Origin of the sequence: Bradyrhizobium sp. HKCCYLRH3059, from assembly GCF_051168035.1 — a bacterium.
Taxonomy (GTDB): domain Bacteria; phylum Pseudomonadota; class Alphaproteobacteria; order Rhizobiales; family Xanthobacteraceae; genus Bradyrhizobium.
In genome coordinates, this window is sequence record NZ_JBNPUF010000004.1 from 461,536 (window position 1) to 477,945 (window position 16,410).

Consider the following 16,410-nt stretch of genomic DNA (forward strand, 5'->3'; position numbering starts at 1 on the left):
GCGGACGAACGGCAGGATGCGCCGGTGAAATCGTGTGGTCCTGGCCTCCCGATGCTGAGGTCAAGCCGGCTGAGATGATGATCGGCCGGCGACGGGGGCAACAAAGCCCGGTCCCCGAGGAGAGCACGTATAAGCCGGAAAACCGTTGCGCAGGGAAGGCCGGGATCGTCCGGCTGAGCCTGTGGTTCCTGCCCCGTGCACTTCTTCACGCACGGGGGCCGCGGGTATCAGCGGATACCCGGCCTTCCCTGCGCCCTCTGTTCAAAGAGGGACACCGTACGATCATCACCCGGGCGCGCAACGCGCCGCGGGATCGCGATGACATGCTGTTTGACATTCATATCAGAACGCCACGCGCATGACCCCTGCACGTGAGCGTCACTTGCCGTCGTCGAGATGGACCAGCACCGCCGCGTTGGCGATGATGATGGCGTCGCTGCCGGCCTCGGCCGCAATCTCCAGCCCGCCTTTGACCGCGGTCACGGTCACCGTGCCATAGGGCAGCTCCTTGGCCACTGCAGCGGTGTCGACAGCCTCCGGGTTCGGCACGCCGATGGTGACGTCCACGAACATGTCCTGCGGCGTCTTGCCGACCATGCGGAAGAAGCCGAGGCTGGAATGGCGGATCGCGTCCGACACCGCGCGCTTGGCCGCCTTGGTGGCGTCGCCGCCGTGGACGTCGACGCCCATGCCCATCTCGGTGATACAGCGGACGCGCGCCATGTCGTGTTTCCCTCGGTTGCTTGCCTCGTACGCCATGCGACCTTAGCCAACGGCGCGGCCGACGCAAGCCGGGTGGACATCAAGCGCCCCCGCCACAGAAAATGGTCATCTGATGCCGACATATATCGTGCAAGATGATGCGCTGGACGAACCCGAGAACAAGGTCTTCGAATGATGTTCCTCCCCGTCTTTCCCGTGATGGCGATCCATCGGCCGGATCCGGCAGGCATGGCTGACCACGAGGAACATTGAAGGAGAACGCCAATGGGTTTTTCACACACGCTGGGCGGCACGCGCTACCGGTTCGACGACCTCAGAACCTTGCTTGCGAAGGCAACGCCGTTGCGCTCGGGCGACGTGCTGGCGGGCCTCGCCGCGGAGGATGCCGCCGAAGGCGTGGCGGCACGGATGGCGCTCGCCGAGCTGCCGCTGCGCCATTTCCTCAACGAGGCCGTCATCCCCTACGAGACCGACGAGGTCACGCGGCTGATCGTCGACCAGCATGACGGCAAGGCGTTCGCTCCCGTCGCAAGCCTCACGGTCGGCGACTTCCGCGAATGGCTGCTGTCGGATGCGGCCGACGCAGATGCACTCAGCGGCGTGTCGCCAGGGCTGACGCCGGAGATGGTTGCTGCGGTCTGCAAGATCATGCGGCTGCAGGACCTGGTGACGGTCGCGGCGAAATGCGAGGTCGTGACGCGCTTCCGCTGCACCATCGGCCTGCCGGGCCGGATGTCGACACGGCTGCAGCCCAACCACCCGCTCGACGATCCCAAGGGCGTCGCGGCCTCGATCCTCGACGGGCTGATGTACGGCGTCGGCGACGCGACGATCGGCATCAACCCGGCGAGCGACGACGTCGAGACGATGGTGCGGCTGCTCGACTTGATCGAGACCTTGCGGCTTGCCTCGCATGCACCGATCCAGTCCTGCGTGCTGGCCCATGTCACGACGGCGCTGAAGGCGATCGAGCGCCGCGCGCCGGTCGATCTCGTGTTCCAGTCGCTGGCCGGCAGCGAGGAGGCCAATCGCGGCTTCGGCATCACGCTGTCGCTGCTCGACGAGGCGCTCGCCGCGGCCGAAGGCCTGCAGCGCTGCCCCGTCGGGGGCAACGTGATGTATTTCGAGACCGGACAGGGCAGCGAGCTCTCCTCCGGCGGCCATTGCGGCGTCGACCAGCAGACCTTGGAGGCACGCTGCTACGCGGTCGCGCGGCGCTATCGGCCGCTGCTCGTGAACACCGTGGTCGGATTCATCGGTCCGGAATATCTCTACGACGGAAAGCAGATCATACGCGCGGGCCTGGAGGATCATTTCTGCGGCAAGCTGCTGGGGCTGCCGATGGGCTGCGACGTCTGCTACACCAACCACGCCGAAGCCGACCAGGACGACATGGATGCGCTGCTGACCCTGCTTGGCGTCGCCGGCTGCACCTACATCATGGGTGTGCCGGGCGCTGACGACATCATGCTGAACTATCAAAGCACCTCGTTCCATGACGCGCTCTATGTGCGCAAGGTGCTCGGCAAGCGCGCGGCGCCGGAGTTCGAGACCTGGCTCGCGGCCACCGGCCTCAGCGATGCCAAAGGCGAGCTGCGCTTCGAGCCGGCGCGGCTGATGCCGGCGCTGCCGCTGCTGGAGGCCAAGTGATGGGCGGCTCCGACAAGAGCGACTCGCCGGCAACGTCGTCATCGGACGATTGGCGCTGGCTGTCACGCTATACCGAAGCGCGGATCGCGTTGGGACGCTGCGGTCCTGGCCTGCCGACATCGGCACATCTCGCCTTCCAGGCTGCCCACGCCGAAGCGCGCGATGCCGTGCTGAAGCCGTTCGACGCCGAGCGCTTTGCCGCCGAGGCGACCGCGCATGGCTGGCCGGCCCTTGCCGTGCACAGCCGCGCTGCCGATCGCGCGACCTATCTGCAGCGTCCCGATGCAGGGCGCCTGCTGTCGCCGGCGTCGGAAGCGCTGTTGTCCGAGCCGCGCGCGCCGGCAGACATCACGCTGGTGGTGGCTGATGGCCTGAGCAGCCGCGCGGTCCAGGTCAACGCCCTGCCCGTGCTCGACATGTTGATGCCGCGCCTGGCTGCAACCGGCCGACGGCTGTCGCCGGTGATCGTTGCTTCGCAGGGCCGCGTCGGGCTCGCCGATCATGTTGGCGAGCTGTTCGGCGCGTCGGCCTCGATCATCTTGATCGGCGAGCGCCCGGGCCTGAGCGCGGCCGATTCCCTTGGCCTCTATCTCACCTGGATGCCGCGCCGGGGCCGCGTCGATGCCGAACGCAACTGCATCTCCAACGTCCGCCAGGGCGGCCTCGCACCGGCGGATGCGGCGAGCCAGGCGGCCGAACTGATCCAGCGCATGTTCCTCCACCAGGCCGCCGGCGTCAGCCTCGCCCGGCTGCCGCAGCTGCCGGCGCCGGATGGAGATGGCGCGTCATGATGCCGGCGCAGTCCGAAACATCACACCGCGCAATAGCGGTCCTGGATATCCTTGTCGGCCAGCAGCGCCGCGGCGCTGCTCTCATGCACGACCTCGCCCTGGTCGATGATGACGGCGCGATCGGCGAGCCGCAGCGCCCATTCGACGTTCTGCTCGACCAACAGCAGCGTCTTGCCCTGGTCGCGCAATCGCCGGAACAGCACGCCCATCTCTTCGACGAGCACCGGCATGATGCCTTCGGACGGCTCGTCGAGCAGAACCATGCGCGGCCGCGCGATCAAGGCCCGCGCGATCGCCAGCATCTGCTGCTCGCCACCCGACAGCGTGACGCCCTCCTGATCCAGCCGCTCGTTCAATCGTGGAAAGGTCTCCGCAACCTCGGCGAACGCCGCGCGCTCCTCGATATCGGCGCTGGCGGCGACCAGCCCAAGCCGCAGGTTCTCGCGCACCGACAGGCCCGGCACGATGCGGCGCTCCTCCGGAACATAAGCGAGCCCGAGATGAAAGCGCTTGTGGGCCGCAAGCGGCAGCAGATCATGGCCGGCAAAGCGCACGCGCCCCGCGGCCCGGGGCATCAGCCCCATGACGGTGCGCAATGTCGTGGTCTTGCCGGCGCCGTTGCGGCCGACGAGCGCGACCACCTCGCCCTCGCTCACGCGCAGCGAGATGCCGTGCAGGACGTGGCTGGCGCCATACCAGGCCTGGAGGCCGTCGAGCTCGAGCAACGCGGTCTCAGCCATAGCCTTCACTCTGTCCCAGATAGACCCGGCGCACGTCGGGGTTGGATCGGATGTCCTCAGGACGACCGTCGGCGAGCAGCCGGCCGTGATGCAGCACCAGCACCCGCTGGCTCAGGCCGAGCACCATCTTCATCTTGTGCTCGACCAGCAGCACCGTGCGCTTCTCCGCCAGCCGCTCCAGCAGCGCCACCATCTCCTTGGTCTCTTCCGGCCCCATGCCCGCGGTCGGCTCATCGAGCAGCAGAAGCTCCGGTTCGGAGACCAGCGCAATGGCGATCTCCAGCGCGCGCTGCTGGCCGTGGGCGAGATACTTCGCGAGCTCGCCACACCTGCCGATCAGGCCGACCGCCATCAGGGCCGCATCGGCGCGTTCGCGGAGTTCGGCAAGATCGGCGCGCTTGCGCCAGATGTCGTAGCTTACCCGCATGGCCTGGGCGGCGACCCGGACATTCTCGTGCACCGACAAATCGGGAAAGATGTTGGTGATCTGGTACGAGCGCGAGATGCCCTGATGCACGAAGCGATGCTGTGGCAGGCCGTTCAGCTCGCGGCCCTTGAACCGCAGGGTGCCGCTGCTCGGCGACAGCGTGCCGGAGAGAATGTTGAAGAAGGTGCTCTTGCCTGCCCCGTTCGGGCCGATGATCGAGGTCAGCTCACCGGCCGCGAACGCGACTGAGATGCCTTCGAGCGCGACGAAGCCGCCGAAGCGACGGCCGATCCCGTCCGCGCGCAACAACTCGGTGCTCATCGGCGTTGCCTCGCGATCGGCAGCACATCGAGGAACGTGCCCCAGATGCCCTTGGGCAGGAACAGCACGAACACGACGAAGATGGCGCCGACCACGATCTGCCAGTGCGGCGTCCACAATGACACGACGTCCTCCAGAATCAGGAAGACCGCGGCCCCGACGAACGGCCCGAAGAAGCTGCGTGCGCCACCGAGCAGCACCATCATCACGATCATGCCGGAGGTCTGGTAGTGCAGGATGTCGAGCGGCACGATCGACAGATGCAGCGCCGACATGCAGCCGCCGACGGCGGAGATGGCACCCGACAGCATGAACACGATCAGCTTGCAGCGCTCGACGTCGTAGCCGCACGCCCGCGCGCGCTGCTCATTCTCCCTGATCGCCTCGATGACCGCGCCGAACGGCGAGTTGAGGATGCGCGACTGAACCCAGATCGCGATCGCCGCGAGCACCATCAGCACGTAATATTTGTTCACGGGATCGAGGAAGTTGATCTGCGCGCCGAACAGACCGATGTGGTCGACCGTGAAGCCGCGCAGCCCGTTCTCGCCGCCAGTGAAGGAGGAGGCCTGCAGCGCCACGTAGTAGACGAGTTGCGCCAGCGCGAGCGTGACCATGGAGAAATAGATGCCGCGGGTGCGCGTCGAGATCGTTCCGATCAATGCGGCGAGCGCCATGCTCGCCGCGATCGCCAGCGGCACTGCGGCAAACCACGGCAGGCCCCAGCGGCCGATGGCGATGCCGGTCAGATACGCGCCGGTGCCGAAGAAGGCGGCGTGGCCGAACGACAGCAGCCCGGTGTAGCCGAACAGGAGATTGTAGCCCATCACCACGACGCCGTAGATCAGGACGTTCACGGCGAGCGCCTTCGACGGCAGCAGCCAGGGCAGCAGCGCCAGTGCGAGCAGCGAGACCAGCACGCGGTGATCCGCGAGAAGCGCGAAGAGGCGCTGCGCCTGAGGAAGCGGCGGTGCTTCGCCGGTCGAATGCACCGTCATCACGCTCTCCCCTTGAGGCCGAACAGACCCTGTGGCCGGATCAGCAGGACCGCGGCCATGAGCGCGAACATCACGATCGTCGCCATCTCGGGCGCAAACAGCGCGACCATGCTGATGCAGATGCCGACCATCAGCCCCGCGACCACGGCGCCGACGATCGAGCCGAGGCCGCCGATCACGGTGACGACGAAGGCCTCCGCCAGCACCAGCGTTCCCATCTCGGGATTGACGCTGCGCATGGGTCCCGCCAGCACCCCGCCGAGCGCGGCAAGGCCGACGCCGAGGCCGAAGATCGCGAGCCACACCTTGCCGATGTCGACCCCGAGCACCCGCATGATCAGGGGATCACGGGCGCCGGCCCGCACGATCAGGCCGACCCGGGTCTTCTCCAGCATCAGCCAGAGCACCAGCAGCACGACGGCGACCAGCGCGATCACGAACAGACGATATTTGGGGAAGAAGCCGACGCCGAGATCGACGACGCCGATCAATTGGGACGGTGTCGGAAACGGAATACCGTCGCTGCCGAACACGATGCGCACCCCCTCGACCAAGATGTAGCTGAGACCGAAGGTGAGCAGCAATGGATCATCGATCGACCGGCCATACAGGCGCCGGACCAGGACGAGTTCGATCAGCATGCCGAACGCGCCGACCAGAATTGGGGCGAGCAGCAAGCCCCACCAGAAGCTGCCGGTCAGCGATGCCAGATACAGACCGGCATAGGCCCCGATCATGAACAGCGCCCCATGGGCGAAATTGACCACGCCGAGCATGCCGAACACGATGGTCAGGCCGAGCGCAGTGATGACCAGCACCGCCCCAAGGGCGATGCCGGAAAACAGCTGCATGATGATCAGCGAGAGGTCCATGCGATCAGGATCAGGTGGCGTGGCCGAGTTCGCCGCAGCTGCGCAGCATCTCGTCCGCCCCGGGATCGCTGGCCACGATCGCGAACAGGTCGTTCTCGCTCGCCATCGCCGACTTCTTCTTGGATTCCAGCACAAGCACCGATTGCACCGACTGGTGGTCGCATTTGCGGTAATGCTGCGGGCCCTTGGTCAGATCGTATTGCAGCCCCTCCAGCACCGCGATGACCTTATCGGTGTCGGTGCCACCGGCGGCCTGCATCGCCTGCAGCAGCGAGCCGACGCCGGAGTAGCCATAGGCGCCGTAGTCGGTCGGGATCGCGCCGCCATTGGCGGCCCGGAACGCCTTGTTGAACTCGGCCGCGGTCTTGTTCTGTGTCTCAAGACCCCAATAATAGTTGGCGCCGCCGACGACGCCCTCGAACACGTCGGGCCCGACGGCGAGGCGCTGATTGTGCAGGATCACCGGCACCACGATCTTCATCTGCTGCTTGATGCCGAAATCCACCGCCTGCTTGATCGCGTTGGCCTGGTCGCGGCCGAAATTGCTGATGCACAGCACGTCCGGCCGCAGCGACATCAGCCGCGGCATGAAGGTCGAATAGTCGGCTGCACCGAACGGATGCAGGATCTCGCCGACGCTCTCGGCACCGATCGCCGTCTGCGCCCGCTTGAAGCCGCGCAGCATCTCATGGCCATAGGCATAGTCGGCCACGAGATGGGCGACCTTCATGCCCTTCTTGATGGTCTGGCGGGCCACGGCCGCCGTGGTCATGTGCGGGTTCAGCGCCTCGTGGAAGGTGTATTTGCTGAAATCCTTGACCTCGTTGATGGTGTCGGACTGGCTGATCGACACGTAGATCACGCCGCGAGCGCGCGTCACCTCGTTGACGGCAAGCTGGACGGCGCTGGAGAGCGCGCCGACGATAGCGTGCACCTTGTCCTTCTCGATCAGCTCGAGCGTCCGCGTCGCCGCCTCGCCGGCGTTGAGCTTGTCGTCGCGCACAAGCAGCTCGACCTTGCGGCCGGCGACGCCGCCTTTGTCGTTGACCAGCTTGACGGCGAGTTCGGCGCACTTGACCTGGTCACGCGCCTCGGCGGCGAACGGACCGGTCAGCGGCGTCGGAAAGCCGATGCGGATGGTGTCATCGGCGGCACGCCCCAGGCGCGGCATCGCGAGCGTGGCGACACCTGCCGACATCCCCATCAGCGCCGTGCGGCGGGATATTCCTGCGCGTCGCAACTTCGTCTCGTAGACTTGCATGATGTCCTCCCTAACCTTGTTTTCTTAGTATCGATTGAGCGTCTTGAGCACGCGCGCTGGCGTGATCGGAATGGTGTTGATGGAGGCGCCGAAGGGCATCAGCGCATCATTGACCGCATTCAGCACACAGGCCGACGCGGCCGCGGTGCCGGCCTCGCCGCAGCCCTTTGCGCCGAGAATGGTGTCCGCCGTCGGCGTCTCGACGTGATCGATGGTAATGTCTGGCATCTCCATCGCCATCGGCACCAGATAGTCGGCCAGCGATCCGTTGAGCAATTGGCCGGTCTCACTGTAACGGCATTCCTCGAACAGCGCAGCGCCAAGACCCTGTACGACACCGCCGCGCAACTGCTCGTCGACCAGCATCGGATTGATGATGCGGCCGCAATCCTCGACGACATAGTGCTTCAGCAGCTTGATGAAGCCGGTTTCGACATCGACTTCAAGGTAGCTGCCCTGGATGCCATTAGTGAAGGCAAAGGGGTAGCCCTGCGGCGCGAAATGATGGCTGACCGTCAGTTGCGCCTGAGTGCCCGGTGGCAAGGTGTCGGACCGGAAATAGGCGATGCGCGCGATCTCAGCGACCGGCAGACGCGGCTGCCCCGTCGCGACACTGACGATCTGGCCATCGATGACGTCGAGCGCAGCAGGCTGCTCCTGCAGCACCAGCGCGGCGATCTCCAGAATGTTCGCCTTGAGCTTTCGCGCGGCCTGCAGCGCCGTCTCGCCGCCGATGCCTGCACCGCGGCAGGCCCAGGTCGCACCACCATGCGGCGTGACCTCGGTATCGCCGGTGATGATCTTGACACGCTCCTGGGCGAGACCAAGCTGGTCGGCGACGATCTGGCTGATGATCGCCTCGGTGCCCTGGCCCTGCTCGGTCACGGAGATCGCACAGCGCACCTCGCCCGACGGCGTCAGGCTGACGGTCGCGCCATCCTGCGAGGAAATGCGCGCGCCGCCGACGCCGTAGAACGCAGGGCTCGGGTTGGTGATCTCGACGAAGGTCGCAATGCCGATGCCGCGATAGATGCCGCGCCGACGCAGCTCGGCCTGCTCGGCGCGGAGCGCGTCATAGTCCATGATCCCGCGCAGCCGCCGCAGGCAGACTTCGTGCGACAGCGCCTCGAACCTGTAGCCGGTCGGCGATGCCGTCGGATAGGCGCTGTCGACAATCACGTTCCTGGCGCGCATCGCGAATGGATCGAGCCCGACGCGGGCAGCAGCGAGATCCACCATGCGCTCGGTGACCGCGCAGGCGATGGGATGTCCAACCGCGCGATACTGGCTGGTCTGCACCTTGTTCTGGAACACGACCTCGAGCGCGGCGCGGTAGGATTTGAAATCATACGGCGCACCGATCAGGCGGATGACCTGATTGCCTTCGACGACGCTGGTGCGCGGATAGGTCGAGAACGCGCCGATCGCCGTGGCATCGTGGACGTCCATGGCAAGGATCTTGCCGTCGGCGTCGACGGCCATGCGCGCGCGGACGTGGTGATCGCGGGCATGAATATCCGACACGAAGGACTCGATGCGATCGGCGACGTATTTGACCGGGCGCCCGAGCAGGATCGACAGCCCGACAACCGCCATGTCCTCGTGGTAGACATGCAGCTTCATGCCGAACGACCCGCCGATATCGGGCGCGATCACGCGCACGCTGGCTTCCGGGATGCCGTAGTGGCGAGCGTACAGATCCTGGAACTGGTAGGGCGTCTGCGTGGCGTGGTGCACCGTCAGCGCGCCGCTCTCGGAATCATAGTCCGCGACGATGGCCCGCGGCTCGAGCGTGACCGGGGTATGACGGCCGAAGCTGAATTCTTCCTCGATCACATGCGCGGCCGACGCGAAGGCCTCATCGACGCGGCCGCTGTCGAGCTGCGTGCGGAAACAGATGTTGGACGCCGCAACCGGATTGACCAGCGGCATCCCCGGCCGACGCGCGGCGTCGAGATCGACCACCGCCGGCAGCTCCTCGTAGTCGACCGAGATCAGCTCCAGCGCATCCTCCGCGATCGCCCTGCTCTCGGCGACCACGGCAATCACGGCCTGCCCAGCCCAGACGACGCGATCCAATGGCAACGGCAGCTGCGGCTCGGACATCATGCCCTTGAAATGATCGAGCGTCCCGGTCCACGGTGTGCAGATCTTCGCCAGATCGGCGCCGGTCGCAACCAGATGCACGCCCGCAAGCGCCCGCGCCGCATCGACCTCGATGCCGGTGATCCGTGCATGAGCATACGGGGTGCGCAGGAAGGCGGCATACAGCATGCGCGGCAGGCGAATGTCGGTCACATAGCGCCCGCGTCCGGCGAGCAGCCGCTTCGCATTCGGTCGCGGCACGGAGCGGCCGATATAGGAATTCGGGCGGTCCAGCGACGTCAGCGGCGGGCTCATGGCGACGAGCCCTCCGCGCCCTGCGATGCCGTTGCTGCCCGTGCCGCGGCGACCGCGGCGATGGCGTCGACGATCGCTTCATATCCGGTGCAGCGGCAGAAATTGCCCGAGAGCGCGTCGCGAATGGTCTCGCGACTCGGCCGTGCCACGTGGGTCAGCAGCTCATGAGCGGTGATCAGCATGCCCGGCGTGCAGAACCCGCATTGCAGCGCATTGCGCCGATGAAACTCGGCTTGCAGGTCGGCGATCACGCCGCTCTCCGAGAGCCCCTCGATCGTATCGATCCGCGCGCCATCGGCCTGCACGGCGAACATCAGGCAGCCATGCACGGCAGCGCCGTCGAGCTGAACCAGGCAGGCGCCGCAGGCCCCCATCTCGCAACCGGCATGCGTGCCGGTCAGCTCGAGCTGCTGGCGAAGACAATCCACCAGCGTGTCGCGAGGCGCGACGTCACACGCCACCTTGCGGCCGTTGACGATGAGGCGAATGCGGACCTGCTCCTCGGTCTCGATGTTGACCGGCGGGCTCATGCGGCTTCTCCGATCCGTCCCAGCAGCCGGCCGAGCAGAACGCGCGCCAGATGCAGACGCATCGCCGCCGGAACATCGTCGCTGTCAGCGGGCGAGAGATCGGCGTCGAGCGCAGCCTGCGCCGCCGCAATCCGTGCAGCATCGATCCGGTTGCCGGTGAGCGCTGTCTCCGCGTGCCTCGCACGGGTCGGGACGTTGCCGACCGAAAAGAATGCAATGCGGATGCGCTCGATCAGATCGCCCTGGCAGGTCGCGAGCAGGCCGCAACCGACCAGTGCATAGTCGCCGCGCCGGCGGGCCAGCTCATCGAACGCAACGCGCTGGCCGGCTCTGAAGAGAGGAACATGAACCGCGACGAGGATCTCGCCGGGCGCGATCGCCGTCTCGAAAAGATCGGTGAAGAAGTCATCGGCTTTGACGCGGCGCCGGCCGGACGCGCCGGCAATCTCAATCTCGGCGTCGAGCGCCAGCACCATCGCCGGAAACTCGGAGGCTGGGTCGGCCAGCGCGACACTGCCGCCAAAGGTCCCGCGATTGCGGATGGCAGGATGCGCAACGAACGGGGCTGCGGCGCGCAACAGCGGCGCAAACTCAGCGATCAGCGGATCGGTCAGCATCTCGCAGTGCCGGGTCAAGGCGCCGATCCGCAACCATTCGCCGTCCCGCGTGATGCCGCGCAGCTCTGCAATGTGGTTGATATCGATCAGAATTCGCGGGGCCTGAAGACGCAACGCCAGCGCCGGAACCAGGCTCTGACCACCAGCAATGAAGCGCACATCGTCGCCCGCGCCCGCATGAGCTTCGAGCGCCTCGCCGATCGTGTGTGCACGAAAATAGCTGAAAGCCCTCGCTTTCATCCGTTTCCTCACCGCCAGGGCTCGCCAGCCCGGATTCCCAAATTTGTGACCATCTGGTCTCAAAAGAGTTGCACGCAGCGGCACCGCGGTCAACCAGAAACGAACGATTGGTCACAAATCAGCTTTCGGCTATCAAGCAGACTGTCGCCGCAATCGATAGAGACCATGGCTAGGACCCCGAAGACAGCGAGCGCTGAGACAACAGGCCGAGTTGACGGACGCCCGCGCAGGTCCGAGAACCGTCCTCAGGCGAGGCGCCGCAACATGCGCGCAGCCGACCGCGAGCGCGTGATCGTGGATGAAGCAATCCGCTTTTTCGCCGAGCGCGGCTTCGAAGGCCAGACGCGGGAACTCGCCAAGCGCATGGGCATCGCGCATTCGGTGATCTACCGGCACTTCCCCAGCAAGGAAGCCCTGATCGAGCGCGTGTATCAGGAGGTCTATCTCAGCCGCTGGTCGCAGGACTGGGGCCCGCTGATCCGCGATCGCAGCCATCCGCTCAAGGCGCGACTGACCGGCTTCTATCTCGACTACGTGGCACGCGTGTTCGAATACAACTGGGTGCGGATCTTCGTGTTCTCCGGCATGAAGTCGTTCGGCATCACCGGCCGCTATCTCGACCTCGTCCGGCACGAGATCATCGAGCCTGCCGCGATCGAGCTGCGGCATGAACTGCAGCTGCCAGACGCCGCCACCTGCCCTCTCGGCAGCCGCGAGACGGAGATGTTCTGGGGACTGCACGGACGCATCTTCTATCTCGCGATCCGAAAGTTCATCTACGAGACACCGGTTCCATCAGATCTCGAGCAAACCGTGCGTGATGCGATCGACCTCTTCATGGACGGCGCCAGGCTGGCGCTCCCTCGGCTCCTGCGCGACGATCAGGCCGGACCGGCACGATGATCCGGCCCGTCGTCGATGACCGTCACGCCGTCCGGCCGCGCCCGCCCTTGATCTTCGCGGCGACGAGATAGGATAGCGGCATGGCGACGACGAATCCGACCAGCGCCGCCAACGGCAGGTCTTTCATCGGACTCGCGACCAGCCCCTGCACCGTCAACAATGCCGTCACCGCGCTGCCTGCAAGCACGGTGCCCAGCATGACCCAGATGAGAATTGCGACCTTGAACATCTGTCTTTCTCCGTCAGTAGGAAAGCTTCCGATCCCTTGACGCGAGAATGCTCTGCCTGCGGCTTCCGAGCGGCATTGATTTGGAACAACCGGACTCAGCAATCGAGGGAGGAGCGACCTGCTCCTCCCTCGATCAGTCCGTATAAGCCAACGGCCTATCGCTGGCGCCTCGCAATCGGCGAACGACGATGGTCTATCGTGTCGCCGGAACGAAGTGGTCGCGCTTGCTGACCGACGTCCCGGTCGCCGGATCCGTGATCTTGATCTCGATGTCGACCGGCGCGGAAGGCAGGTCGGCCCCCTTGGCCTCAATCGACATGCGGATCTCGCGGGTCTGATCCTGGCCGACGTCGATCACCATACGACCGTCCTGCTCGCGCGTCTCGCCGGCCACCGTCACCTTGGCGTTCGGAAGCCCCACGACGTCCAGCACGAAGTCGCGCGGCCCGCGCTTGTTGAGCAGACGGACCGTGTAGTCGTTGCGGACGCCGCCATCCGACAACTGCACGAACAGCGGGTTACGTTCATGCAGCACGTTGATGCCCATCGTGCCGCGCGTCACCAGCGAGTACAGCATGATCCCGCCGACGATCGCGATGAAGGTCGCATAGATGATCGTGCGCGGTCGGATGATCCGGTAGATCTCGGGCTTGCCTTCCTTGCGGCGCTGGACGTTGATGTCGGTGTCGTAACCGATGAGGCCCGTCGGACGGCCGATCTGGGTCATCACGCTGTCGCAGGCATCGATGCACAGGCTGCACTGGATGCAGCCGAGCTGGATGCCGTGGCGGATGTCGACGCCGGTCGGGCAGACGTTGACGCATTGATGGCAGTCGATGCAATCCCCGGCGGGTGCGCCCTGCAGCCGTGCGGCTTCCGCCTTCTTGACCGACATGCGCGGCTCGCCGCGGTCGCCCTTGTAGGTGACGTTGAGCGCCCACTCGTCGGTCAGCGCCGCCTGGATGCGCGGCCACGGGCACATGTAGATGCAGACCTGCTCGCGAGCGTGGCCGGCGAACACATAGGTCGTCGCCGTCAGGATGCCGATCCAGAGATAGGCGGTGAACGGCGCCTGGAAGGTGGCGAGGTCCTTCACCAGGGTCGGCGCATCGTCGAAATACAGCACCCAGGCGCCACCGGTCCACCAGCCGATCATGATCCAGAGGAAATGCTTCAGCGCGGCCTGGCGGATGTGGGTGAAGGTCCAGCCGCGCTTGTCGCTGAGCATGCGCTCACGGCGGTCGCCCTCGGCCCAGCGCTCGACGGCGTAGAACAGGTCGGTCCACACCGTCTGCGGACAGAGATAGCCGCACCACAGCCGGCCGGCGACCGCGTTCATCAGGAACAGGGCGACCGCCGCGATGATGAGCAGCCCGGTGAAGTAGTAGACCTCCTGCGGCCACAGCTCGATGAAGAAGAAGTAGAACCGGCGATGCGGGAAATCGACCAGCACCGCCTGGTTCGGCATGCCGGGTCCGCGATCCCAGCGGACGAAGGGCAGCAGGTAGTAGATGCCGAGCGTGATGCACAGGATCGTCCACTTGATGCGCCGGAAGCGGCCGTGCACGGCCGCCGGATAGACCTTGTCGCGCGCCTTGTAGAGCGGCCCGACGATATAGGTTTCGTCCGAGTCAGCCATGATATCCCCGCTTCATCTTGCCGTCCTTCCGACCGATTCAGGAGAACGCGTTGCCGCTTTTGAGCCCCAGCTTCTTGAAGACGATCGCCGCCGGGCAGAAGCCCGTGAACGAGGCCTGGATCATGTTCACGCCCGCAAAGCCCGCCAGCAAGAACCAGTAGGGACTGACGTACCAGCCCAGCGTCAGGCTGAGCAGGACGACGACGCCCGCGAAGGTGAGAACTGCTTTGTCGACGTTCATGACATACTCCTTCATGGTTGCATTTGAGCGTAATCAAGCAAGTGCCGGCCCGGCCGTACGGCTACTGCCGCAGGCCGGACAGTGTCCAGGCGACGATTCGTTGCGAGTCCATCGCACCCGAGATTCGCGCCAGCTCCCGCCCCTGCTGCAGCAGCAGCATGGTCGGAATTCCGGAGATGCCGAACCGCGCCGACACCTCCGGCGCCTCGTCCGAGTTCAGCTTCAGAAGCTGCACACGCGGCTCCAGCTCTTGCGCAGCGCGCGCGAACATCGGCGCCATCGCACGGCACGGGCCGCACCACGGCGCCCAGACGTCGACGAGCAGCGGCAGACTGCTGTGCGCGACATGGCGTTCGAACGCGGCCTGGTCGACCTCGATCGGATGGCCGCTGAACAGCGGCGTATGACACTTGCCGCATTTCCCCTGCGTCGGCGCGCGGTCCGCGGGCAGACGGTTGATCTGCCCGCAATGGCCGCACACGATCTGCAAACCGTTGCTCATGTGCCGGTCCTGACTTCCTTGATCTTGGCGATGTTGAGCCGGTCGAGCAGGAACTTTTCGTAGAACGGCTCGGGCGTCCCGCGCCTCATCTTGCGCAGGAAGTACTTCTCGAAGGCGACCTTGGCGTAGTGCACCCACTCTCCCTTCGACGACCAGTTGACGTTGCGCGGCGGGATCTGCGGCTGGGCCAGGAAGGCGACGCCGGAATCACCGAAATCGGCAAGACAGATCGCGTTCCAGGTCGGCTCGGCCTTTGGCTCCTGGCCGCGCAGCAGCGCCCCGATGTTCAAGGCCGTCGCCGTCACCATCGATTCGATCATGAAGCCGGTCTTGGGCACGCCGACCGGCACCGGCGTCGGCCCGATCGGCGGAATCGCAACGCAGACGCCGATGGCAAACACGTTGGGGAAGGTCGGATTACGCTGATGCTTGTCCACGACGACGAAGCCGCGGGGATTGGTGAGCTTGTCGATGCCGCGGACGGCTCCCACGCCGCGAAAGGCGGGCAGCATCATCGAATAGGCAAACGGTAGCTCGTGCGTCTTGCGGACGGTGCCGTCGTCGGCGACCTCCTCCACGAACATGCGGCCATCCTCGACCTTGGTGACGCGCGCGCTGGTGATCCACTTGATGTGCTTTTCGCGCATCTCGCTTTCCAGCAGACCCTTGGTGTCGCCGACGCCGTCGAGGCCGAGATGGCCGATATAGGGCTCGGAGGTCACGAAGGTCATCGGCACCTGATCGCGCATCTTGCGCCGGCGCAGCTCGGTTTCCAGGATGAACAGGAATTCGTAAGCGGGGCCGAAGCATGAGGCGCCCTGTACCGCACCGACGATCACGGGCCCGGGTTTCTCGGCGAGCCTGTCAAAGGCCGCCTTGGCATGAGCGGCGTGGTCGACGTGGCACACGGATTGCGTATGCCCATCGGGTCCAAGCCCCGGGATTTCGTCGAAGGCGAGTTCGGGACCGGTGGCGACGACGAGATAATCGTATGCCACCATGCCGCCGTCCGTCAGCTCGACCTGGTTCTCGGCCGGATGCACGCGCTTGGCGCCCTGCGTCAGCAGCCGGATGCCCTTGCGCTGCATGACGTCGACCAGATCGATCTCGATCTCGTCGCGCTTGCGCCAGCCCACGGCCACCCAGGGGTTGGATGGCACGAAATGATAGGAGGAGCCCTGCGAGACGACGGTCACGCGATCCTCCTTCCTCAGTTGCGGCAACATTTCATAAGCCATCAGCGAGCCGCTCAGCCCCGCCCCGATCACCACGATTTCCGCCATTGGGATCCTCCATCCGCACTTGATTCATTCTTGCTTCATGTCA

At 65.6% G+C, this 16,410-nt stretch carries 17 protein-coding genes; 3 read left to right on the forward strand and 14 right to left on the reverse strand.

Going from position 1 to position 16,410, the window contains the following annotated elements; translation table 11 throughout:
• Positions 1-378: 378 nt before the first annotated feature.
• Positions 379-723: a Lin0512 family protein gene (locus ACQR13_RS16060; protein WP_434862975.1), complete on the reverse strand. Its 345-nt coding sequence runs from the start codon at positions 721-723 to the stop codon at positions 379-381.
• Between the two features lie 264 nt (positions 724-987).
• On the opposite strand from ACQR13_RS16060, the gene ACQR13_RS16065 reads away from it, so the two are divergent.
• Both ACQR13_RS16065 and eutC read left to right on the forward strand, forming a co-directional pair.
• Positions 988-2,373: an ethanolamine ammonia-lyase subunit EutB gene (locus ACQR13_RS16065; RefSeq protein ID WP_316184827.1), complete on the forward strand. Its 1,386-nt coding sequence runs from the start codon at positions 988-990 to the stop codon at positions 2,371-2,373.
• Positions 2,373-3,164, forward strand: a complete 792-nt coding sequence (gene eutC / locus ACQR13_RS16070) for an ethanolamine ammonia-lyase subunit EutC (protein ID WP_434862976.1) — start codon at positions 2,373-2,375, stop codon at positions 3,162-3,164. Before ACQR13_RS16065 ends, eutC begins: the two co-directional genes overlap by 1 nt.
• A gap of 20 nt (positions 3,165-3,184) precedes the next feature.
• Here the strand turns inward: eutC and ACQR13_RS16075 are convergent, their stop codons facing one another.
• From ACQR13_RS16075 to ACQR13_RS16110, 8 genes are read right to left on the reverse strand one after another with little or no spacing between them, the layout of a single operon-like run.
• Positions 3,185-3,904 carry an ABC transporter ATP-binding protein gene (locus tag ACQR13_RS16075; RefSeq protein ID WP_315712527.1) on the reverse strand — a complete coding sequence of 240 codons (720 nt, stop codon included), beginning with the start codon at positions 3,902-3,904 and terminating at the stop codon, positions 3,185-3,187.
• Positions 3,897-4,652 (reverse strand): ABC transporter ATP-binding protein, encoded by a 756-nt coding sequence (locus ACQR13_RS16080; protein ID WP_315749871.1) that lies wholly within the window; start codon positions 4,650-4,652, stop codon positions 3,897-3,899. Before ACQR13_RS16080 ends, ACQR13_RS16075 begins: the two co-directional genes overlap by 8 nt.
• Positions 4,649-5,650 (reverse strand): branched-chain amino acid ABC transporter permease, encoded by a 1,002-nt coding sequence (locus ACQR13_RS16085; RefSeq protein ID WP_315749870.1) that lies wholly within the window; start codon positions 5,648-5,650, stop codon positions 4,649-4,651. The genes ACQR13_RS16080 and ACQR13_RS16085 overlap by 4 nt, the downstream gene beginning before the upstream one ends.
• Positions 5,650-6,522, reverse strand: coding sequence for a branched-chain amino acid ABC transporter permease (locus tag ACQR13_RS16090; protein ID WP_315712531.1), 873 nt, complete (start codon positions 6,520-6,522; stop codon positions 5,650-5,652). Before ACQR13_RS16090 ends, ACQR13_RS16085 begins: the two co-directional genes overlap by 1 nt.
• Before the next feature lie 10 nt (positions 6,523-6,532).
• Complete coding sequence (locus ACQR13_RS16095; protein ID WP_315712532.1) at positions 6,533-7,783, reverse strand: ABC transporter substrate-binding protein; 1,251 nt, start codon at positions 7,781-7,783, stop codon at positions 6,533-6,535.
• Positions 7,784-7,807: 24 nt separating this feature from the next.
• Entirely contained in the window at positions 7,808-10,183 is a 2,376-nt protein-coding gene (locus ACQR13_RS16100; protein ID WP_315749868.1) for a xanthine dehydrogenase family protein molybdopterin-binding subunit, read from the reverse strand.
• Complete coding sequence (locus tag ACQR13_RS16105; protein ID WP_315749867.1) at positions 10,180-10,713, reverse strand: (2Fe-2S)-binding protein; 534 nt, start codon at positions 10,711-10,713, stop codon at positions 10,180-10,182. The genes ACQR13_RS16100 and ACQR13_RS16105 overlap by 4 nt, the downstream gene beginning before the upstream one ends.
• Positions 10,710-11,570: an FAD binding domain-containing protein gene (locus ACQR13_RS16110; protein ID WP_316202201.1), complete on the reverse strand. Its 861-nt coding sequence runs from the start codon at positions 11,568-11,570 to the stop codon at positions 10,710-10,712. Before ACQR13_RS16110 ends, ACQR13_RS16105 begins: the two co-directional genes overlap by 4 nt.
• A gap of 264 nt (positions 11,571-11,834) precedes the next feature.
• Between ACQR13_RS16110 and ACQR13_RS16115 the strand changes: the two genes are divergently transcribed.
• Complete coding sequence (locus ACQR13_RS16115) at positions 11,835-12,473, forward strand: TetR/AcrR family transcriptional regulator (protein ID WP_316173880.1); 639 nt, start codon at positions 11,835-11,837, stop codon at positions 12,471-12,473.
• A gap of 22 nt (positions 12,474-12,495) precedes the next feature.
• Here ACQR13_RS16115 and ACQR13_RS16120 read toward each other — a convergent pair whose 3' ends face one another.
• From ACQR13_RS16120 to ACQR13_RS16140, 5 genes are all read right to left on the reverse strand, one after another.
• Positions 12,496-12,702 (reverse strand): hypothetical protein, encoded by a 207-nt coding sequence (locus ACQR13_RS16120; RefSeq protein ID WP_315712536.1) that lies wholly within the window; start codon positions 12,700-12,702, stop codon positions 12,496-12,498.
• A gap of 193 nt (positions 12,703-12,895) precedes the next feature.
• Entirely contained in the window at positions 12,896-14,341 is a 1,446-nt protein-coding gene (gene ccoG, locus ACQR13_RS16125) for a cytochrome c oxidase accessory protein CcoG (RefSeq protein WP_316173881.1), read from the reverse strand.
• 37 nt (positions 14,342-14,378) lie between these two features.
• Positions 14,379-14,582, reverse strand: coding sequence for a YgaP family membrane protein (locus ACQR13_RS16130; RefSeq protein ID WP_409998615.1), 204 nt, complete (start codon positions 14,580-14,582; stop codon positions 14,379-14,381).
• Positions 14,583-14,643: 61 nt separating this feature from the next.
• Positions 14,644-15,084, reverse strand: a complete 441-nt coding sequence (trxC, locus tag ACQR13_RS16135) for a thioredoxin TrxC (RefSeq protein ID WP_315749863.1) — start codon at positions 15,082-15,084, stop codon at positions 14,644-14,646.
• Entirely contained in the window at positions 15,081-16,367 is a 1,287-nt protein-coding gene (locus ACQR13_RS16140) for an NAD(P)/FAD-dependent oxidoreductase (protein ID WP_315712541.1), read from the reverse strand. The genes trxC and ACQR13_RS16140 overlap by 4 nt, the downstream gene beginning before the upstream one ends.
• Positions 16,368-16,410: the final 43 nt, after the last annotated feature.